Annotated in this window: 18 protein-coding genes; 11 read left to right on the forward strand and 7 right to left on the reverse strand. The window is 67.8% G+C overall.

From position 1 onward, the window contains the following. Window positions 1-3: 3 nt before the first annotated feature. On the reverse strand, window positions 4-2,691 hold the full coding sequence (locus GOPIP_RS28040; protein WP_050955292.1) for a cytochrome P450: 2,688 nt from the start codon (window positions 2,689-2,691) through the stop codon (window positions 4-6). A gap of 40 nt (window positions 2,692-2,731) precedes the next feature. On the opposite strand from GOPIP_RS28040, the gene GOPIP_RS19025 reads away from it, so the two are divergent. Next, complete coding sequence (locus tag GOPIP_RS19025; RefSeq protein ID WP_006371397.1) at window positions 2,732-4,012, forward strand: glycosyltransferase; 1,281 nt, start codon at window positions 2,732-2,734, stop codon at window positions 4,010-4,012. Window positions 4,013-4,098: 86 nt separating this feature from the next. Beyond that, window positions 4,099-4,863 (forward strand): HAD-IIB family hydrolase, encoded by a 765-nt coding sequence (locus GOPIP_RS19030; protein ID WP_006371398.1) that lies wholly within the window; start codon window positions 4,099-4,101, stop codon window positions 4,861-4,863. Between the two features lie 36 nt (window positions 4,864-4,899). Here the strand turns inward: GOPIP_RS19030 and GOPIP_RS19035 are convergent, their stop codons facing one another. Further along, the gene (locus GOPIP_RS19035; RefSeq protein WP_050955293.1) at window positions 4,900-6,597 is read right to left on the reverse strand and encodes an alkaline phosphatase D family protein; all 1,698 of its coding nucleotides are present in this window, start codon (window positions 6,595-6,597) and stop codon (window positions 4,900-4,902) included. 282 nt (window positions 6,598-6,879) lie between these two features. Here GOPIP_RS19035 and thyX point away from each other — a divergent pair, with 282 nt between their 5' ends. The 5 genes from thyX to GOPIP_RS19060 all read left to right on the forward strand — a co-directional run bounded on the left by thyX (window position 6,880) and on the right by GOPIP_RS19060 (window position 12,393). Then, entirely contained in the window at window positions 6,880-7,632 is a 753-nt protein-coding gene (thyX, locus tag GOPIP_RS19040) for an FAD-dependent thymidylate synthase (protein WP_006371400.1), read from the forward strand. A gap of 109 nt (window positions 7,633-7,741) precedes the next feature. Continuing rightward, on the forward strand, window positions 7,742-8,650 hold the full coding sequence (dapA, locus tag GOPIP_RS19045) for a 4-hydroxy-tetrahydrodipicolinate synthase (RefSeq protein ID WP_006371401.1): 909 nt from the start codon (window positions 7,742-7,744) through the stop codon (window positions 8,648-8,650). Window positions 8,651-9,027: 377 nt separating this feature from the next. Continuing rightward, a complete protein-coding gene (locus GOPIP_RS19050; protein ID WP_006371402.1) occupies window positions 9,028-10,662 on the forward strand; it encodes a ribonuclease J in 1,635 nt (544 codons plus the stop codon). Window positions 10,663-10,863: 201 nt separating this feature from the next. Then, complete coding sequence (locus tag GOPIP_RS19055; protein WP_231386679.1) at window positions 10,864-11,688, forward strand: tyrosine-protein phosphatase; 825 nt, start codon at window positions 10,864-10,866, stop codon at window positions 11,686-11,688. Window positions 11,689-11,757: 69 nt separating this feature from the next. Then, complete coding sequence (locus tag GOPIP_RS19060) at window positions 11,758-12,393, forward strand: TIGR03085 family metal-binding protein (RefSeq protein WP_006371404.1); 636 nt, start codon at window positions 11,758-11,760, stop codon at window positions 12,391-12,393. A 150-nt stretch (window positions 12,394-12,543) separates the two neighbouring features. On the opposite strand, the gene GOPIP_RS19065 is transcribed toward GOPIP_RS19060, so the two are convergent. Continuing rightward, entirely contained in the window at window positions 12,544-12,786 is a 243-nt protein-coding gene (locus GOPIP_RS19065) for a hypothetical protein (RefSeq protein WP_133092106.1), read from the reverse strand. Window positions 12,787-12,868: 82 nt separating this feature from the next. Here GOPIP_RS19065 and GOPIP_RS19070 point away from each other — a divergent pair, with 82 nt between their 5' ends. After that, entirely contained in the window at window positions 12,869-15,694 is a 2,826-nt protein-coding gene (locus tag GOPIP_RS19070) for an FtsK/SpoIIIE family DNA translocase (protein ID WP_035728411.1), read from the forward strand. 16 nt (window positions 15,695-15,710) lie between these two features. Here the strand turns inward: GOPIP_RS19070 and GOPIP_RS19075 are convergent, their stop codons facing one another. Continuing rightward, entirely contained in the window at window positions 15,711-16,142 is a 432-nt protein-coding gene (locus tag GOPIP_RS19075; RefSeq protein ID WP_006371407.1) for an MmcQ/YjbR family DNA-binding protein, read from the reverse strand. Window positions 16,143-16,408: 266 nt separating this feature from the next. Between GOPIP_RS19075 and GOPIP_RS19080 the strand changes: the two genes are divergently transcribed. Further along, window positions 16,409-17,398, forward strand: coding sequence for a TerC family protein (locus GOPIP_RS19080; RefSeq protein WP_006371408.1), 990 nt, complete (start codon window positions 16,409-16,411; stop codon window positions 17,396-17,398). A 48-nt stretch (window positions 17,399-17,446) separates the two neighbouring features. Here the strand turns inward: GOPIP_RS19080 and GOPIP_RS19085 are convergent, their stop codons facing one another. From GOPIP_RS19085 to GOPIP_RS19095, 3 genes are all read right to left on the reverse strand, one after another. Beyond that, window positions 17,447-18,484, reverse strand: a complete 1,038-nt coding sequence (locus GOPIP_RS19085; protein ID WP_006371409.1) for a DUF3558 domain-containing protein — start codon at window positions 18,482-18,484, stop codon at window positions 17,447-17,449. A 184-nt stretch (window positions 18,485-18,668) separates the two neighbouring features. After that, complete coding sequence (locus tag GOPIP_RS19090; RefSeq protein WP_006371410.1) at window positions 18,669-18,956, reverse strand: YciI family protein; 288 nt, start codon at window positions 18,954-18,956, stop codon at window positions 18,669-18,671. A gap of 55 nt (window positions 18,957-19,011) precedes the next feature. After that, the gene (locus GOPIP_RS19095; RefSeq protein ID WP_006371411.1) at window positions 19,012-19,545 is read right to left on the reverse strand and encodes an amino-acid N-acetyltransferase; all 534 of its coding nucleotides are present in this window, start codon (window positions 19,543-19,545) and stop codon (window positions 19,012-19,014) included. 209 nt (window positions 19,546-19,754) lie between these two features. Between GOPIP_RS19095 and pgsA the strand changes: the two genes are divergently transcribed. Next, complete coding sequence (gene pgsA, locus GOPIP_RS19100) at window positions 19,755-20,459, forward strand: CDP-diacylglycerol--glycerol-3-phosphate 3-phosphatidyltransferase (protein ID WP_014359812.1); 705 nt, start codon at window positions 19,755-19,757, stop codon at window positions 20,457-20,459. Window positions 20,460-20,732: 273 nt separating this feature from the next. Next, on the forward strand, window positions 20,733-21,080 hold the full coding sequence (locus GOPIP_RS19105) for a helix-turn-helix domain-containing protein (protein ID WP_006371414.1): 348 nt from the start codon (window positions 20,733-20,735) through the stop codon (window positions 21,078-21,080). Window positions 21,081-21,212 lie beyond the last annotated feature (132 nt).

The raw sequence follows: 21,212 nt of genomic DNA on the forward strand, positions 1-21,212 counted from the left end.
CGCTCATCGCCTCGGCTCGAGGCGCACCCGGACCTGCGAGGGGGCGGCGACGAAATCGGTGGTCGATGGCCTGACCCGGCGGCGTCCGGCCGGCCGGACGGTCCAGCGCGAGTACAGGGCTGCCGAGCACAACAGGATCGTCGAGATCGCGAACGTGTTTCCCGGGCAATGGCGTTCTCCCACACCGAAAGCGAGATCGGCTTTCCGGTCGAGATACTCGGCTCGGTCCGGCTGCCATCGGTCCGGGTCGAAGGTCTCCGGATCGGTGTAGAACCGTGGGTCGTGCAGGACGAGGTACGGGCTGTAGATCACCGTCGAACCGTCCGGCAGGGTGAGTCGACCGGTCTCGTCGTCGCCGAGGGTCACCGGCCCGTCGGCGGTCTGACTGCTGATCCACGGCCCCCACATCCGCAGTGTCTCGGCCACGACCCGACGCAGGTAGGTGAGCTGTTCGAGGTGGTCGGGGTGTACCGGTCCCTCGCCGACGACGCGTTCGACCTCTTGTGCAACAAGGGAACTCACGTGCGGGTTGCGGGCGACCTCGTACCACACCCAGGCCAGGATCGATGCCGTCGAACCGACGCCGGCGGCCACCATCAGCAGCAGTTCGTCGATGATCTCGTCGTCGGACAGGCCGATTCCGGTGTCCTCGTCGGTGTGTCCGACGAGGACCGACAGGACGTCGCCGTGATCGACGCCTTGGCTTCGGTAGCGGCGAACGACGGCGCCGATGGCCTCGCGCAGCATCGCCGAATCCCGCGCGAAACGCCGGTTCGCGCGCATCCGCATCCGGCGGACGGGGGCGGGCAGTGCGCCGCGGATGATCACCTCGCCGAGCAACCAGGGCACGGTTTCGCGAACCCGATCGAGCGCGTCGGCGCCGAAGTCGGCACGAAACAGCGTCGAGGTGACGGTCTGCAGGATCAGACCGTGCGCCTCGGTCCGCAGGTCCACCGGACGCTCATGGGGCAGACCGCGCGACCAGTCGTCGGCGATGGCGGCCGTGGTGACCGCATACCGCGCCAGCCGACGCGCCCGCAACGCCGGTGCCATCTGACGTCTGCGCATCTCGTGGCGTCGGCCACTGAGGACATTGGAGGCCTCCCGGATCGCCTCGTGCATCGCCTCCTGCAGATCGGCGCGGTGGAACTCGCCTGCGGTCCGAAAACCGATCTGCCGGATCAGTTCCGGAGTCGTGACCAGATAGGCGGGCCGGGTCCCGAGGTCCACGCGCACCACCGGGCCGATACGGCCCAGGCCGACGATGAAATGCAGTCCCTGTCGCAGGGCGACGACGCTGTGGCCGAGCCCGGGTACGCGCCCGGGCGCGCTCGGGACGTCCTCGGGCCGCACAGGCATACTTCCTCGGCGCAGTCGCTCGGTACCGACGAGTTCCCGGTAGATCCCGATGGTCTGCCGGGTCATTCGGGACTGGGGGACTGCCTTGTCGGACAACGCATCTCGAGCAGCGAGTCGTGCCGGGTCGGCGATCACCGCTGCGATGACCGCGGCGACGGAATCGGCCGACGGATCGGCGGCGCGCAGCCCGCCGCCGGTGGGCACCGTCTCGTCGAGGTCGGGATCGCAGTAGATCACCGGGAGACCGGCAGCGGCGGCCTCGAGCAGGACCAGTCCCTGGGTGTCGAAACCGGCCGAGGTGAACAACAGCGCGTCGGCGTCGGCCATCGCGGCCAGTACTCCGGCCCGGTCGGTCGAACCGAGCAACCGAATACGTTGTCGCAGCCCGAATTCGTCGACGAGGGTACGGATGTGGTGCTCCTGATCGCCGCTGCCCAGGATGTCGAGGGTGCATCCCGGGGTCGACGCGACCGCCTCGACGGCCACCATCGGACGCTTCTCCGCGGAGATCCGGCCGCACCACAGCAATCTGAGCGGATCGTCGTGGCTGTGAGTCGACCGTTGCGGCAGTGTGGCCAGGAGATCGTCGTCGACACCGCCGGAGACGACCCGGATGTCACCCGAGAGACCATGGCGGCGCAATCGGTCGGCAAAGTGCTCGGTCGGTGCGATCACCACGTCGGCGGTACGCGCCTGCGCAAGCATCATGTGCCACACCTGCCGTGCGGTGCGGGACTCGGCAACCCGCGCGACCCCTCCGCCGTGGGTCAACAGGCGGGGGGAGACGAAGCAACGGTGCAGGATTCGCATTCCCACCGCGGACGCCCAGGGCGCGGGAGAGGTGCGTTCGACGAACACGTCGTCGCGACTGTGCATCGTCTGGACAAGCGGAATGTGGTGCCGCCGGGCGATTTTGGCGCCGAGGATCGCAACGCCATAGGTGGTGTGCACGTGCACGACGTCGATCGGGGCGCGTCGGATCAGTTCATTCTCGACCGCCGCGAGGACTCCGCGGGTGGGTACGACGAACGGAAATCCGTTGACCGACAGCGCCCGCGGTGCGGGGACGGCCACGAGCCAGGTGGGCACGGCGGCCTCCGGATCGGTCGGCGCAGGAGCGAACACGGTCACCCGATGGCCGAGGCGTTCGAGTGCCCGACGCTGGTCGTCCACCGCGGTCGAGATGCCACCGAGCGATCCCGGCGGGAAGTCGGTGAACATGGCGATGTGCAGCCGGTCGTGGGGCATACCGCCGGGCTCAGGCGCCGTGGGCTCGCCGGGCTCGGGCGCCGTCGGCTCGCCGGGCTCGGGCGTCGCACTGTCGGGTCGCATTGTCTGCAGGGTAATCCACACCGCAATCGAAAGGAGTCACATGAGGATCGCGATCCCGTTGACGGGAACACGCGGAGACGTCCAGCCGGCCGTCGCGCTGGGCGTGGAACTGCGCCGGCGCGGGCATGACGTCCTCGTCGGTGCGCCACCGAATCTCCTCGACTTCACCCGTCGTGCCGGTCTCGACGCGGTGAGTTGCGGACCCGATGTGGCACAACTGTATTCCTCCGATGAGGGTCAACGGGCGTTGGCCGCGGGCAGCAGCCTGGCATTGATGCGACTGGTCGGTGCGCAGATGGCCGACTATGCGTCTCGGATGAACACGGAGGTGATCGAGGTCTGTCGCGGTGCCGACGTGGTGGTCGCGACGCTGCTGACCGAGGATCGTGCGGCGTCGGTGACCGAGGCCTTCGGCATCCCGATGGTGACGATGCACGGATTCCCGGGGCGGCCGAGCCGCAGCTATCCGTTCCCGGGCGCGCTGCCACCGACGATGACACCGCCCGCGGCGGTGAATCGCGCGACATGGCTGCTCGCCGACAACGTCCGTCGGCTCGTCTTCCTGCGATACCTGACTGCGTTGCGCGCGGAATTGGGGCTACGTCGGAGTCTGGCGATTCCCGCCCAGATGTGTGCTCGCCGAGGGATTCCGGAGATCCAGATCTACGATCGCGCACTGGTGCCCGGCCTGGCCGAGGAATGGGGGCACCGACGACCGCTCGTCGGGTTCCTGCCGCTGGAACCCGACACACGTGCCGCGGTCGGCGACCTCGACGGTGACCATGCCGAGGTGACCAAGTGGATCGGGGCCGGGAGCCGGCCGGTGTACTGCGGCTTCGGCAGCATGCCGATCCGTGACGCATCGGCCACCGTCGCCATGATGCGGACGGTCGCAGCACGGCTCGGCGTGCGCATCCTCGTCAGCGCGGGGTGGAGTGATCTCGATCCGGGCTCTCGCGGCGTCGCCGACAGCGACGTGATGGTCACCGGCGCGCTTGCACACGATCTGATCTTTCCCCGATGTGCGGCAGCGGTGCATCACGGTGGGATCGGCACGACCTTCGAGAGTCTGCGCGCGGGCATTCCGACACTGATCTGTTCGGTGTCGTTCGACCAGCCGATGTGGGGTGGGCAGGTGACCCGGCTCGGGGTGGGCGGGCACCTCCCGTTCGCCGACCTCGACGCCGATTCGCTGACCGATGCTCTCCGCGCCATCCTGCGCCCCGAGACCGTCGATCGCGCGGCCCGGTTCGCGGCACGACTGACCGAGCACTCCGACGCCACCGCACGCACGGCCGACATCGTCGAGGCCGCCGCGTGAGGCGGAATGGCGGCAGCCGGTCAGCGATGACATGCTTGTGCACCGACCACGCGAATACATCCACACAACAGAGGTGAGACACGACGATGACGGTGACCTTCGGCGATCACGACTATGCGCTGGTGATGTTCGACCTCGACGACACGCTCGCGCCGTCGAAGAGTCCGCTCGACGACGCGATGGTCGAGGTGTTGCGGCGGCTGCTGCAGCGGTCACTGGTGTGCATCATCTCCGGGGGGCGCTACGAGCAGTTCCGCGCCCAGGTCCTCGACCGGATCGGTGGCGTCGAGGAAGTCGCCAACCTGCACCTGATGCCCACCTGCGGCACCCAGTACGTCCGGTACTCCGCCGGACAGTGGGAGACCGTGTACGCCGAGGACCTCACCGACGACGAGAAACAGCGCACCCTCGACGCCCTGGAGACCGGCGCGAAGGAACTCGGGCTCTGGGAGACCGAGACCTGGGGCCCGATCCTGGAGGACCGCGGCAGCCAGATCACCTACTCGGCGCTGGGACAGTCGGCGCCGGTGGACGCCAAGAAAGCCTGGGACCCCGACGGCGCGAAGAAGGAATCGCTGCGGGCCTATGCCGCCGAACGACTTCCGGATCTGGAGGTCCGCAGCGGCGGGTCGACATCGGTGGACGTGACCCGCAAGGGCATCGACAAGGCCTACGGCGCACGCAAACTCATGGAGATCCTCGACCTGGGCCTCGACGACATCCTGTTCTTCGGGGATCGGCTCGACGAGGGTGGCAACGACCGCCCCGTCCAGGACATCGGCATCACCTCCGTCGCGGTCGAGGGCTGGGAGGACACCCACGCCAAACTGGTTGCGCTGCTCGACAACTGAGCCACCGACCCCGATCGGGTCACGAATCGAGGGGACTCAGTCCAGGGGCGCCGCGGCCGGTTGCACGCGTGGCGATCCGGCCATCACCCGGTAGGAGCGGCCGTGGTACCGACCGGTCCGCGGATCGGCCTTGTCGGTGACGAACCACCAGTCCATCTGTGCCGCAGCCGGTGTGACGGTCAGTACGGCGTATCCGTGAGCATCGAAGTCGTTCCAGCGGACGTGCCGGTTGGCCGCCATCAGTGCCGGCGAGACCGCCGCACCCGCGGTGTGCTCGGGCACGCCGAGGATGTCGTCGATGTTGCTGGAGGTGACCGAGGTGACGACGAGTTCGGTTGCCACCGAACCGCTTCCCGGATAGTCGGCGGCATCGACCGGGATGTCGCACGCCCACGACGAGTGGATGTCGCCGGTGATGAACACCACGTTGGCGACCTTGTTCGACCGGATCGCGTCGAGCAGGCGCCGGCGATCGGCGGTGTAGCCGTCCCACTGATCGGGGTTGTAGGGCAACCCCTCGGCGGGCAGCCCGAGGAACTCGGTGAGGGCGGCGGTGGTGCGTGTGTCGAGCGGGGGCAGCAACACCGGTGAGATCATCACGGGATTGCCGACGATCTTCCATCGCGTCGACGAGGACGCGAGACCGTCGGTGAGCCAACGCATCTGGGCGGCCCCGGTGATCGACCGGGGCGGGTCGTTGATGCGATTCGACGACATCGAGGCCTGTAGGTCGCGGTAGGTGCGCAGGTCGAGCATCGACAGTTCGAGCAGCCGACCGAAGCGTAACCGTCGATAGAGGTGTGTGCCCGAGTCGTCGGCGGCCGAGCGCACCGGCATCCACTCGTGGTAGGCGCGTTCGGCGGCGGCCTTGCGTGTCGCCCACGCACCCTCGTCGGGCGAGTGGTTCTCGGCGCCACCGGCCCACGCGTCGTTGGCGGATTCGTGATCGTCCCAGGTGCAGATCCACGGCAGAACACGATGGAGCTCCGCGAGATCCGGATCGGTCTTGTACTGCGCGTGACGGACTCGGTAGTCGGCGAGCGTGACGATCTCGTGTCGAGGTGAATGTGTGCGCACCGCACCGGCTTTACCGGTGTACTCGCCGGTGCCGTACTCGTAGAGATAGTCGCCGAGCGCGACGATGGCGTGCAGGTCTCGGTGGGAGCGAAGATGCCGGTACGCGCCGAAGTACCCCGCCTCCCAATTCGCGCACGACACCACCCCGAAGCGCAACCGCGACACGTCGGCGTCGGGTGACGGCGCGGTGCGGGTGCGGCCCACCGGCGACACCGCCCCGGTGGCCGGCCCGGAGGTCACGCGAAACCGGTAGTGGTACTCGGTGGCCGGCGTGAGGCCGGCCGCATCGACCTTGACGGTGAAGTCGTGCTCGGTGACGGCGTCCACCGCGCCCGACGCGACGATCGTCCCGAAGTGCTCGTCGTGGGCGATCTCCCACCGCACGGTGCCCCCCGCGCCACGTCCCGAGCCCGGAACCGCGTCGACGGTCGCGGTGATCCGGGTCCAGAGGATGACCCGGTCGGGCAGCGGATCACCCGAGGCGACACCGTGGGCGAAGACCGCGGAGGTCACGGGAACCGACGCCGGTGCCGCGAGGGCGTTGGTCGCCCACAGGCCCGCGACCGGGCTCGCCGCGCACAGCGCGGCACCGGTCTGCAGAAGCCGTCGCCGCCCGAGCGGGCTCACAGCAGTCTGGTTCACAGCGGTCGGGTTCATGCGCGGCTGGTTCACGGGGCATCATTGTGCGGCATTTCCGACATATCGCCATGGCCGACCTCGCGTGGCGCTCACATCGGTGCTGGTCGCCACAGCGGTGACACCGACGCGACGCCGAGAATTCACCTGCTGCTCATCGCGATCGCCGTCGTGTGCACAACACGACGGTCCGGCACGGGGTGGGCGGAATCGCCACGGATGCCGGTGGGACAATCGATGACTGCGTTCTCCTCCCGCCCGGGGGACGCGGCGATGGCGTGAGGCGAGTGACGAGGAGGCGACGTGTCCGAGATGGTTCCGTTGCGGGTGCAGATGGTGGCTGCCACCGAGTTCACCGCGCCGTCGGATGTGCCCTGGACCACCGACGCCGACGGCGGCGAGGCCCTGGTCGAGTTCGCCGGTCGAGCCTGCTACCAGAGCTGGGACAAACCGAATCCGCGGACCGCCACCAACGCCGGCTACCTGCGCCACATCCTCGAGGTCGGGCACCTCTCGCTGCTCGAGCACGCCACGGTGACCTTCTACATCACCGGCATCTCCCGGTCGTGCACCCACGAACTCATCCGCCACCGGCACTTCTCGTACTCCCAACTGTCCCAGCGGTTCGTCCCCGAGCACGACTCGAACGTGGTGGCACCCCCGGCCATCAGCGGCGATGCGGAACTGGAGCGCTTGTTCATCGAGGCCACCGACGCCAGCCGCGCCGCCTACACCGAACTCCTCGCCGCACTCGAGGCCAAGTTCGCCGACGTGCCCAATGCGATCCTGCGTCGGAAACAGGCCCGGCAGGCCGCGCGGTCGGTATTGCCCAACGCCACCGAAACCAAGATCGTCGTCACCGGCAACTATCGTGCGTGGCGCCACTTCGTCGGGATGCGCGCCACCGAGCACGCCGACGTCGAGATCCGCCAGCTCGCCGTCGAATGCCTGCGCCAGTTGATGCAGGTCGCGCCGACGGTCTTCGGTGACTTCGAGATCGGCACGCTCGCCGACGGCACCGAGGTCGCGACCTCACCGTTCGTGCTCGAGGGCTGAGGTCCTCCCGTACAGCACCGGCGGCCCACAAAGTGCTGGTGGCGTGCCTTTCTGCGACACGTAGTGCCCATTGGCCGCGGGCCACGGCGCCCCGGTAATCTTGACCACCATGAGCGCAACCGAGTCGCAGCCACAGGCGCACCCGTTCGGGACCAACGTCGTGGCGATGGTCACCCCTTTCCGTCCCGACGGTTCGCTCGATCTGGACAAGGCCGCCGAGCTGGCCGACCACCTGGTCGGCAAGGGTTGTGACGGACTCGTGGTCAGTGGCACCACCGGTGAGTCGCCGACCACCACACCCGACGAGAAGATCGAGCTGCTGCGCACCGTTCTGGACGCGGTGGGCGACCGCGCCCGCATCACCCAGGGCGCGGGTAGCTACGACACCGCAGAGAGCATCCGCTTCGCGCAGGCCTCGGAGAAAGCCGGCGCGCATGGTCTGCTCGTCGTCACGCCGTACTACTCGAAGCCGCCCCAAGCGGGTCTGCTCGCGCATTTCCGCGCCGTCGCGGACGCGACCAGCCTGCCCGTCCTGATCTACGACATCCCGCCCCGCTCGGTGGTGCCGGTCGCCAACGAAACGATGCTCGCACTCGCCGAACACCCCCGGATCAAGGGCGTCAAGGATGCCAAGGGTGATCTGCATTCGGCCGCGGGACTGATCGCCTCCACCGACCTCGAGTACCTCTCGGGTGAGGACGCGCTCAACCTGCCGTGGCTGTCGATCGGCGCGACCGGCTTCGTCAGCGTGATCGGCCATCTCGTCGCAGATCGCTTGCGCGACATGCAGATCGCCGTGGAGAAGGGTGATCTGCAGACCGCCAGATCGATCAACATCACCATGCTCCCGCTCGTCAACGCGATGGGACGGCTGGGAGGGGTGACCATGGTCAAGGCGTCGTTGCGCATCCTCGGACTCGACGTCGGGGACCCACGCCTCCCGCAGGTACCCGCCGACGGTCCGCAGATCGAATCGCTCATCGCCGATCTGCGCACGGCCGGATTGCTGGACCGATGACCGGCCCCCAGCGCCGCCGTAGCGCCCGACGTCAGGCCGGACCGCCCGAGCCCGCACCCGCCACCGATAGCGCCGGCTCACCGGCCCCCGCCTCGTCTGCCCCCGCCTCGCCCGCCGTGGATCCCCCGACGGCCTCAGCGTCTGGCGGAGGGTCCGAAAGTGCGGCTGCGCAGCAGGATTCGGCCCGCCACGCCGCATCGGCTCCGGCGGAGAACCGGGGTGGAGGTGAACCCCGTCGGTCCGGTCGGCACGAGCGCCGCGACAACGCGCGAGGTGCACGAGGCGGTGGTGGTGGCCGGGATCGCGGCACCCCCACGCCGCCGGCACCCGTCGATCGACTCGGTACGCCGCGCCGTCTGCCGAAGGGCGCGCTGCGCGTGGTCGCCCTCGGTGGCATCGGTGAGATCGGCCGCAACATGACGGTGTTCGAGTACAACGGCAAACTGCTGATCGTCGACTGCGGGGTGTTGTTCCCCGAGGACGCGCAGCCCGGCGTCGACCTCATCCTCCCGGACTTCCGCTACATCGAGGACCGGATGGACGACGTCGAGGCGGTCGTCCTGACCCACGGGCACGAGGATCACATCGGTGCGGTCCCGTTCCTGCTGCGTCTGCGTGGCGACATCCCCGTCGTCGGATCCAAGTTCACGCTGGCACTCGTCGCGGCCAAGTGCCGCGAACATCGGTTGCGTCCCAAGCTCATCGAGGTCCGCGAGGGCGAGCGGACCACGCACGGCCCCTTCGAGTGCGAGTACTTCGCGGTGAACCACTCCATCCCGGATGCGATCGCCGTCGCGATCCGGACCCCGGCCGGACTGGCCCTGCACACCGGCGACATCAAGCTCGACCAGCTGCCGCTCGACGGCCGACTCACCGACCTCGCCGGATTCAGCAGACTCGGCGATGAAGGCGTCGATCTGTTCCTCGTCGACTCCACCAACGCCGAGGTGCCGGGATTCGTCACCCCCGAACGGCAGATCGGGGGAGTGCTCGACCAGGTGATCGGCAAGGCGCGTGGCCGGGTCATCGTCGCCTCCTTCGCCAGCCACGTGCACCGCATCCAGCAGATCATCGACGTCGCGCACACCCACAACCGCCGGGTCACCTTCGTCGGCCGCTCGATGGTGCGCAACATGCAGATCGCCCAGGACCTCGGTTATCTGCACGTGCCCGACGGTGTCGAGGTCGACATGGACACCGCGGCAACCCTGCCCGACCACCGGGTGGTGCTGATCTCCACCGGATCGCAGGGTGAGCCGCTCTCGGCGCTGTCGCGGATGGCCCGCGGAGAGCACCGGCAGATCAACATCCGCTCCGCCGACCTGGTTGTCCTCGCGTCGTCGCTCATCCCCGGCAACGAGAACTCGGTCTTCGCGGTCGTCAACGGCCTCGCGAAGCTCGGCGCCACGGTCATCACCCAGCAGAGCGCCAAAGTGCACGTCTCCGGCCATGCGTCGGCCGGCGAACTGCTCTATCTCTACAACGCGGTCCGGCCGAGCAACGCGATGCCGGTGCACGGCGAGTGGCGTCACCTCCGCGCGAACGCCGCGCTCGCCGAGGCCACCGGGGTGAACCCGGATCGGATCATGCTCGCCGAGGACGGCGTCGTCGTCGACCTCGTGGACGGGCAGGCGCAGATCGTCGGCCGCGTCCCGGTCGGCCACGTCTACGTCGACGGTCTGTCCGTCGGTGACGTCGGTGAATCGACGCTGTCGGAACGACTCGTCCTCGGCGAGGGCGGGTTCATCGCGATCACCGTCGCCGTCGACTCCACCACCGGGCGTGCGGTGAGCACCCCCGAGGTCTCCGGTCGCGGTTTCTCCGACGATCCGGACGCCCTCAAATCCGCTGCCGACCTCGTCGATCAGGTGCTCGACACGCTGGCCGCCGAGGGCGTCTCCGACACCCACCGCATCGCGCAGGGCATCCGCCGGACGGTGGGCCGGTGGGTGGCCGACACCTATCGGCGCCGACCGATGATCGTGCCGACGGTGCTCGCCGTGGGCGACTGACCGCGACTGACCCGAACGCGGCGTCCTGACGAGACTCCTTGTGCGTCAACGCCTCCGGAAAGTCCAACATGTCCGGTGTGTCACCATCCGGGCGTCGCCGCCGGTTCATCCGGCGCTCTCCTCACCGTTCACGCGCCGGTGGTAGCCTCCCCGCGTGATCGCCGCCGGACGGGCGGCGGCCGGACGGGCAGGAGTGGCGTGGTGACGGTGATCGGCGAGCGGTATCGGTGGCACGTGCGTGCCGTGGCGGTGGCTTGTACGGCGTTCGGGATCTTCGCCCCGGCGGCGACCATCGCGGCCCCCGTCGGCGCCGCCCCGCCCGCGGTGTCGACAACAGCGACCCCGCAACCGCAGGCAGTCGACCTCGGCGGGGTCACCAACGCCCGAACGTTGCACGACTACCGCACCGCCGACGGCGCGGGCATCACCGACAAGGTCATCCGCAGCGCGAACCTCTCCACGATCGACGACCGCGGGATCACCGAGCTCCGGCGGCGCGGAGTCCGCACGATCATCGATCTGCGCACCGCGTTCGAGACCCGGCTGCAGCCCGACAAGCCCGTGCCCGGCACCGTGGTCGAGTCGTTCGACGTCCTGCGGACAGCACCGACCACCGACCTCATCGACATCGGTTCCGCGTATCGCCAGTTCGTGGTGAACCCCGTGGCGCGGCAGGCGTTTCGCGATTCACTGCTGTCCATCCAGCGCACGGTCGCCGACGGTGGCGCCGTCCTGTTCCACTGCACCGCCGGCAAGGACCGGACCGGTTGGCTCGCCGCAGTGCTGTTGACCATCCTCGGGGTGGACCGCTCGGTCGTCGACGCCGACTACCTCGCCAGCAACCGGTTCCGGCACGCGTCCGCCACGGACCCGCTCAACGGCGTGAACCTCGGACTGCTCGACACCGCCTTCGGTGCGGTGCGCACGACCTACGGAAGCTTCGACAACTACGTGCATCACGGGCTGGGCCTGAGCGACGCCGATGTCGACGCGCTGCGCCACACACTGCTGATCCCGGCACGCTGACACCGGCTCTGCCGCGATATCGGGGCGCGGTGACCGACGGTCATCGGCCGCAGACAGTAGCGTTGGGGAGTGAGCTTCGCACAGGATGAACGCCGTGCCCTTGTCGACTCGATGCGTGAGGTGGGGCCGGACGCGCCGACACTCTGCGCCGGATGGACCACGCGCGATCTCGCCGCGCATCTCGTGGTCCGGGAACGCAGGCTCGACGCCGCACCGGGAATTCTGATCAAACCCCTCGCCGGATACACCGAGAAGGTGCAGGCGTCGGTGGCCGCCGACACCGACTGGGACAAACTGCTTGCCGACCTCGCCTCCGGTCCACCGATCTTCTCACCCATGCGCCCACTGGACCGGTGGGCGAATCTGGCCGAGATGTTCATCCACCACGAGGACGTGCTGCGCGGTGCCGCCGACCCCGACAGTGAGTGGGTTCCGCGCGTCCTCGACCCCGGACTCCAGGACGCTCTGCGCATGCCGTTGCGGTCGATGAGCAAGATGACGCTGCGCTCGATGCCCGCTCGGGTCACGCTGCGCAGCACCGACGGCGCTGACCTCGCCTCGGGCGGTAGCGGAGAGCCGGTGACGGTCACGGGTACGCCCGGGGAGTTGCTGCTGTTCGCCACGGGGCGGACACCGGTGGCGGTGACGTTCGACGGCGATCCCGGACGGATCGATGCGGTGAAGGCGGCGGCCCACGGCTTCTGATCGCCGCACTGTGCTGTTCTCCCTCTGAGTGGCTGGAGTGCGGCGGCTTCCGGTACCGGACGGCGCCGAAACCGCCACGTCGCGGGTCACGAATTCGACACGCGCCGGTGTTGCCGGTGTTGCCCGTGTGACTGAGGTGATCATTGCCGACTAGTCTGTCGGCATGGCTTCGAGAGCGAGCACTGGCACGCGCACGTCCGCATCCCGTGCGTCGGGGGGGTCCTCGTCCGCACGGTCGGGGACATCGGCGCGGTCACGTACGTCGGCGTCGGCTTCCCGGTCGAAGAACGGCGCGAGCGCCAAGGCGACCTCGAAGTCTGGGAAGGCGAGTTCGGCCGGCACGCGTTCGACCCGGTCGGGTGCGCGCAGCGCCACCGCGGGCAAGACACGCACGTCGGGCACCTCTCGTGGGACGTCGCGGTCGAGTGCGGCCGCGTCGGCCGATATCTCGCGGCGAAGCTCGGGTGCGGGCGCCGTGGGTGCTGTGGGCAAGGGTGTCGGCAAGGGCATCGGAGCCGGTTGGGGACTCCTGGCACGCGGAGTCGGTGGTGTCGCCCGTGCGGGCTCGGGGCGCCGGGGACCGTCGAACCGGGATACCGATCTCGATGACTTCCACGACGACGACCTCCACAACGACGACCTCCACAACGATGACTTCTACGACGACGACGTCGAGGCAGCCGCAGAGTACGACGATCCCGATCTCGGCGCCGGCCCCCGTGGCGGACGACGCGCAGGCGACCGGCGTGCACAGCGCGACCGCGCGTCGGCCACCGGCGACGTCGGCGGCCACACACACCGGCGCGATGGTGTGGCCCTCGGGTTGCTGGCGCTCGCCGTGCTCATCGCGGCGGGAGTGTGGTTCGGCGCCGCCGGTCCTGCCGGTGCCTTCATCAATGCGCTGATACGTGCGATCGTCGGGTCGTTGGCGGTCCTGATCCCGGTTGCACTGGTCGCTGCGGCGATCATCCTGATGCGACGACCGCCGAACCCGGTGCGTCGGGGCCGCTACATCGGTGCCGCGCTGCTCATCGTGTTGCCGTTGCTGGGACTCATCCATCTGGTGGCGGGGTCGCCGACCGATCTCGACGGTCGATCGAGTGCCGGCGGGTTCCTCGGGTTTGCCGTCGGCACGCCGCTCACCGCCGGCGCCACCGCGTGGGTGTCGGTGCCGATTCTGTTGTTGTGCATGGCCTTTGGTGTTCTCGTCATCAGTGGTCGGACGGTGCGTGACGTGCTCGACGCAGTGCGCACCTACCTCGGCCTGACCGCAGGTGTCGACGACTGGGACACCGACGACGAACTGCCATGGGACGCCGACGTCGATCTGGCCGACGACCCCGACTCCTACCACCCCGACTCCTACGACCCCTACGATCGTGACGACTTCGGGTCCGACGATCGGTTCGGAGGGGCGTCCGCACGACGCGGTCGTCCCGTGGGCGACCCGGGTTACTCGCCCGATCCCTACGACAACTACCCACCGGATCCGAACGCCGAGAGCCCGCGGCGCGCACGTCGATCTCGTCGTCCGGCACCGGTCAGTGCCGGCGACGTACTGGCGTCGGCGACGACGGAGAGTTTTGGCGACGACGCCACCACCGATCCGTTCGTCGACGAGGTCACCGAACCGCTCGGTGAGCCATCGGCGCCGCGGCGCGCGCGCAACCGGTCCACCGCCCGGGCAACCTCGGATACCGCCAAGCCCACACGTGCCACGCCGCCCGCGGCGACTCCGCCTGCCCCGGCGCCGACCCCCGTCGACGACGACGCGGACGAGCCGTTCACCGTCGAGCCCGCCGACGGCGACTATCGGCTGCCGCCGACCACGCTGCTGATCGAGGGCGACCCGCCGAAGCAGGGGAGCAGCTCGAACGAGGACATGATCGACCGCGTCACCGGTGTTCTCGAGCAGTTCAAGATCGACGCCGCGGTCACCGGTTACACGCGTGGGCCGACGGTCACCCGCTACGAGGTCGAACTCGGTCCGGGGGTCAAGGTCGAGAAGATCACCGCCCTGCAACGCAACATCGCCTATGCGGTGGCCACCGACAACGTGCGACTCCTCGCGCCGATCCCGGGCAAATCGGCGGTCGGTATCGAGGTACCCAACTCCGACCGCGAGATGGTGCGTCTTGCCGACGTCCTCACCGCGCCGTCCACCCGCAAAGACGGCCATCCGCTGGTGATCGGCCTCGGCAAGGACATCGAGGGTGACTTCGTCAGTGCGAATCTCGCGAAGATGCCGCACCTGTTGGTCGCCGGCTCGACCGGGTCGGGTAAGTCGAGCTTCGTCAACTCCATGCTGGTGTCTCTGCTCACCCGGGCCACCCCCGAACAGGTGCGGATGATCCTCATCGACCCGAAGATGGTCGAGTTGACGCCGTACGAGGGTATTCCGCACCTGATCACCCCGATCATCACCCAACCGAAGAAGGCTGCGGCCGCATTGGCGTGGCTGGTGGAGGAGATGGAGCAGCGCTACCAGGACATGAAGGCGTCCCGGGTGCGTCACATCGACGACTTCAACGCGAAGGTGCGTTCCGGTGAGATCACCACGCCACTCGGTTCCGAGCGCGTGTACAAGCCGTATCCCTACATCGTGGCGATCGTCGACGAGCTCGCCGACCTGATGATGACCGCCCCACGTGATGTCGAGGACGCGATCGTGCGTATCACCCAGAAGGCCCGCGCCGCGGGTATTCATCTGGTGCTGGCCACCCAGCGTCCGTCGGTGGACGTGGTGACGGGCCTGATCAAGACCAACGTGCCCTCCCGGCTGGCCTTCGCGACGTCGTCGCTGACCGATTCGCGCGTCATCCTCGACCAACCGGGCGCGGAGAAGCTCATCGGCATGGGCGACGGACTGTTCCTGCCGATGGGGGCCAACAAACCGATCCGCATGCAGGGAGCGTTCATCACCGACGAGGAGATCAGCGCCGTCGTCGACTATGCCAAGGAGCAGGCCGAGCCCGAGTACACCGAGGGCGTCACCGCTGCCAAGGCCGGCGACAAGAAGGACATCGACTCCGACATCGGCAACGATCTCGACGACTTGCTCCAGGCGATCGAATTGGTCGTCAGCAGCCAGTTCGGTTCGACTTCGATGCTGCAGCGAAAACTGCGTGTCGGCTTCGCCAAGGCCGGCCGACTCATGGATCTGATGGAGACCCGAGGGGTCGTCGGACCGAGCGAGGGATCCAAGGCCCGTGAGGTGCTGGTGAAACCGGAGGATCTGGCCGGCGTCATCGCGTCGATCAACGGCGGTGGGGATCAGGACGGCGACACCGCGCCCGAGTAGAACCGGGCCTGCGGTCTCAGGAGTCGCCGTGCGCGGCGAGCCAGTCGCGTGCGCGTCGCGCCGAGGCCCGTGACAGCCAGGCATCGGTGACGATCTCGGTCAGCTCGTCGACCGAGATCTCACCGATCCGTGACGTCCGCAGCAGCACCGACGGGTGACCGTCGAAGTGCGCCGTCGTGAAGAACGGCGACCTCGGGTCCTGCACCAGCGCCTGCTTGTCGGCCTCCGAGGGCACCCATAGCACGACGACGTCGTCGTATCGGTGGCCCGACTCGTCCACCGCGTCCGGGCGCGGCGTACGGAAGAACACGAAACTCTTGCCGCCGACCTGATAGATCGGACGATCGGGATCGTCGTTCGCCTCGGTGACGTGCGGCATCGACCGGGCCGCGGTGTGAAGGTCATCCACGGTGGCCGCGCGGGACCGGTGTCGCGCCATGACCGCCATCGTAGGGTGCCGTCGGATCGGTCGCCGCTGTGATTCACACTTTCGGTTCCGCGCCAGCCGAACCGGTCGAAACGGACATCGTGTAGGGTGGTCGCAGATCGAAGAGGGGAGTATCCCCATCTCGCGGCGGGTCCGTCAATACGGTCGCGGATTCCGAAGGTGCCGATCACCTTCGGACCGTGGCCCGGATCCCCGGTCGTCCATCGGCGGGAGAGACCTCTGGCATCGCAACCATCTTTGTGCTGCGCGCTGGAGGTAGATCGCTCATGCAAGTCTCGACCACCATGTGGATCATCACGTGTCTGGTGATCCTGGGTCTGTTCGTCTTCGATTTCTTCGCCCACGTCCGGGTTCCGCATGCTCCCTCCCTCAAGGAGTCGGGCATGTGGTCGGCCATCTACATCACGATCGCCGTCATCTTCGGCGGATTCGTGTGGTGGAAATGGGGATCGACCTACGGCGGTGAGTATTTCGCCGGGTACGTCACGGAGAAGGCACTGTCGGTCGACAACCTGTTCGTCTTCGTCATCATCATGTCGAAGTTCGCCGTGCCGAAGGAATACCAGCAGAAGGTGCTGCTGCTCGGCATCGTCATGGCGCTGGTGCTGCGCGGTCTGTTCATCGCCGTCGGTGCCGCCGCGATCAACGCCTACAGCTGGGTGTTCTACCTGTTCGGTGCGTTCCTGATCTTCACCGCCATCAAGTTGCTGCGGGAGAGCGACGATCCGGTTGAGCACGAGGAGCAACGCGAATCGCGTCTGGAACGGTTCGTCAAGCGTGTCCTGCGCACCTCGGACACCTACGATGGCGACCGCCTGTTCACCCGAATCTCGGGCAAGCGGATGGCCACCCCGATGCTGTTGGTGCTCATCGTCATCGGCTTCACCGACATCCTCTTCGCCCTCGACTCCATCCCGGCGATCTACGGACTGACCCAGCAGCCCTACCTGGTGTTCACCGCCAACGCGTTCGCCCTGATGGGTCTGCGTCAGCTGTACTTCCTGCTCGGCGGCTTGCTGGACCGCCTGGTGTACCTGTCCTTCGGCCTGTCGTTCATCCTGGCCTTCATCGGCGTCAAGTTGGTGCTGCACGCATTGCACGAGAACACCCTGCCGTTCATCAACGGTGGCGAACACCTGTCGGTCCCGGAGATCTCCACCCCGCTCTCGCTGGGCATCATCGTCGGCACCTTGGTGATCACGACGATCGCGAGTCTGGTGAGTTCGCGACGACAAAAGGCGGTTCCGCCGGCGTGATGGGGACGGTGCGGCGCGGACCGCCATCGGTCCGCACCGCTTTCCACCTCATTGCGAGAGATGGTGTGCCACGGCGGCATCCAAGATCTCGGTCGTGAGGCTGCAGGTCGGACTGTAGGTCTCGTACGCCTCGACCATGTACTCAATGGTCTCGACCCGCTCGGGTGGCTTGCCGGGGTCGAGGATGTCGGTGCGATAGGAGACCTCGCGTCGCGCGACCGGATGCTCCAGGTCGACGAAGGTCCACCCCTTGCATCCGGTGGCGCCGTCGTCGCGAAGCTGTGCGCGGAAGCCACGCACCATGATGTCGCGGATCTCGCTGCGGCCGAATCGGATCACCGGATCGGGTGGACCCGGACGATGTGTTGAGACGGCGTCGACGAAGATCCCGTGATCGAAGTCTGCCGACGGTTCGAGGTCGATCCGGCACGTCGACCACCACCGCCCCTCCGGGATCTGCGCACGCGGATGGCGTGGACGCAGAAACCGTGCGGCACCGCACATGTCGATGCCCGAGAGACGTGAGGTGACCGGAAACGGCGATGCCGTGCGCAGCCGGAGGTCACGAGCCCGGGGTACCGCCGCGCGCACGATGTCGGTCAGCGCGTCGCAGACATCTCGCGGATCGGTCCCGGCGGACCGGTACGCGGAGAAGAAGACACCGAGTTTCGGGCTGTGGGTCACCGCGATCGAGCAATGCAGGCCGTCGCCACCGAGGCCGAAGCCGCCGTGAATCCGGGCGTCGACCCCCTCGATCGGCAACCGTGTGAAGGAATCCCCGCCGTACATGCGGGTGGGCGTCGGGGAGACCGACAGATGCGTGATCCTCGAGGTGGACTCGTCGAACCGCAGTTCGCAATCCTCCAAACTGCTGTCGAGGCCGACATCGTAGGGGCGATCGCCAACGATACGGGTGGTTGCCTCGACATCGAGGAATCCGCACGGGTCCAGCGCGGCGAAGTCCTTGAGGCGCGCGGTCTCGGCAGGGTCCCGCAGATCCAGTGCCCATGGTGGGTCGACGACGGCGACCGGCGACCCGGTGAGCGTCAGGGTGCAACCCGTGAGCGACACACCGATCGCGGTCACGGCGACGGCGATCCTCGCCGCGGCAGGCCATTCCCGGCGTCTGGGCGCACATCTCCACATGGGCGTCGATTCTCCACAGTGCGAGCCGGTGTGCGACCCGCCCGATCAGATCTGTGGACAACTCTCGGTGAGCAACTCGCCGGCGGTGCTGCGAACCGCTCGTGGTGCGGTCGGTCGCGCGAGGTCAGTCGTCGAACGGTCCGTACACCTGGGTGAACTCGACGATGCGTACCGAGTCGACGGCCTGGTGTGCGTTGAAAGGGTCGTTGGCCATGAATGCCTCGGCAGCATCGATGTCGCCGTCGACCCGGATCATGATCAATGCTCCGGTGCCGTCGGGGTATGGACCGCTGAGGAGCACGTTGCCGGCCTGGTGCTCCTCCGACAGCCATTGACGATGGACGGCACGGTGGGCGTCGCGGATGGCCGCCTTGGCCGGCTCGTAGCCGTAATGCACCGCATAGATGGTCACGAAAGAATCTCCTCGCTCTGGTGAATGTGGTTCGACACGTTGGGGTTTCGGCTCATCATGTCGATTGCTCGGCGGCCGGCGCGTCGAGGTGTACCAGCATCCTGGTGTTGCCCAGCGTATTCGGCTTGACGTAGCTCAGGTCGAGGAACTCCGCGACACCCGTGTCATAGGAGCGGCACATCTCCTCGAACACCTCTCGGGTGACCGGTGTGCCCTCGATCTCACGGAATCCGTGCCGACCGAAGAACTCGGTCTCGAAGGTCAGCACGAAGACGCGTGCGAGCTGCAACTCTCGCGCCACATCGAGCAATCGCGCGACGAGCCGGTGGCCGATACCGCGCCCGGAGCACTGCTGATCGACGGCGACCGTACGAACCTCACCGAGATCGGCCCAGAGCACGTGCAGTGCACCACAACCCACGACGAGCCCGTCGAGTTCGGCCACCCAGAACTCCTGCACGGCCTCGTAGAGTGTGACGAGGTTCTTCTCCAACAGGATTCGCCCGGCGTACTGGTCGATGAGTTCCTTGATGCGGGGGACGTCGGAGGTCCGGGCACGACGGACGACGACCTCGCCAGGGGAGTTCATGGGTTCATCTTGCCCCCAGGACCGCCGGGCGCGTCACCGGGAGGCACGCTCTCCGACCGGTGGCGCGACGAGGCACCGGTGAGCGTGGCCCGCCCGCGCACGGATCCGCCGGTCGCCGAGCGCGCATCGGTCGATACCCTGGTGATCGTGCGAATGAACGACACGCGTCCGACGCCGAGTACAGGAGTCGGCGCCCGGGACGCGGTCTCATGACCGATCGGATGCGCCGGGCGGTCAACGAACGCGGTCTCGCCGACGTCGGGCGGGGACCCGATCACATCACCGATCCCGTCGACCCGGTGCCCGTCGTCAACATCGCCAATGCACTGACCGTCTTCCGGATCGTCCTGGTGCCGGTCTTCCTGGTCGTGCTGTTCATCGACGGCGGACATGACACCTGGTGGCGGGTCGGTGCCGCGGTGATCTTCGGCGTCGCCGCGATCACCGACCACATCGACGGCCGCCTGGCCCGTGGACGAAATCTGGTCACCGACTTCGGCAAACTCGCCGACCCCATCGCCGACAAGGCATTGATCGGTTCGGCGCTGATCGGATTGTCACTCCTCGGTGATCTGTCGTGGTGGATCACCGCGATCATCCTGGTCCGCGAACTCGGGGTCACCGCATTGCGGTTCTGGGTGCTGCGGCACGGGGTCATCCCGGCCAGCCGGGGCGGCAAGCTCAAGACGTTGTTGCAGGCCATCGGTATCGGGTTGTTGCTCTTCCCGTTGAGCGGGCCGTTGCATCTGGTGGCGGTCATCATCATGTGGGTGGCCGTCGTGATCACGGTGGTCACCGGATTCGACTACGTATGGCAGGCGCTGCGCATGCGTCGTTCCGCCCGTCATCGGGCCCGCCGGACCGCATCGCAACGTGGCGCCCCGATCACCGAATCGGGTACGGAGCGTCACTGACCCGCCGCAGGTCCGTCATCGGCGCCAGCGGCCGGGCGGACATGCCCCGGCTCGCCGCCGGACAGACGCGGCGACGGCCACGGAATTCGACTACTGTCGTCCACACGCGCACCCAATGGTTTGCCCGCGCGTGAGCTTCGGGAACGACACACCCCCGTCGGGCGTTGAACAGCACGATGTTGGTTGACCAACACGATGTGGAGCCCTATCACGGGCGGTTCATCGGGCCGGTGGCGATGTTCGGATGTGCGAGACAGACAGGGAGGAAGCCCGATGGCAATGCTTTTGCGAGAGGCGCTCGGCGACAGCCTGCGTCGCGTTCGCACCCAGCAGGGCCGGACGCTGCGTGAGGTGTCCACCGATGCGCGGGTGAGTCTGGGTTACCTGTCCGAGGTCGAGCGGGGCCAAAAAGAGGCATCCAGCGAACTACTGGCCGCCATCTGCGATGCGCTCGAGGTGGAGATCGCCGATCTGCTCCTCGACGTCGGCACGGCCATGCGTCCCGACCATGCCGCGGCGCCGGCGGCCGAGGGTGCCGACCGGGAGGCGGCCATCGCGTCCAAGGTGGTCATCGCCGCACCCGAGGTGCGCGCCCACGCGACCGCGCTGGCCGCGGCCTGACGTCGCATCGTCGACAAACGCCTACTCGTCCACCCCGGGAGCGTGCGCGATCTGGCTCTTCGGCGCAGGTTGTGAGATGGCGTCGGCGCCGGATGTCCGGGTGGCCGAGCGACGTGAGGTGCGCGTGGCCCG

It is taken from the genome of Gordonia polyisoprenivorans NBRC 16320 = JCM 10675 (genome assembly GCF_000241325.1).
Taxonomy (GTDB): domain Bacteria; phylum Actinomycetota; class Actinomycetes; order Mycobacteriales; family Mycobacteriaceae; genus Gordonia; species Gordonia polyisoprenivorans.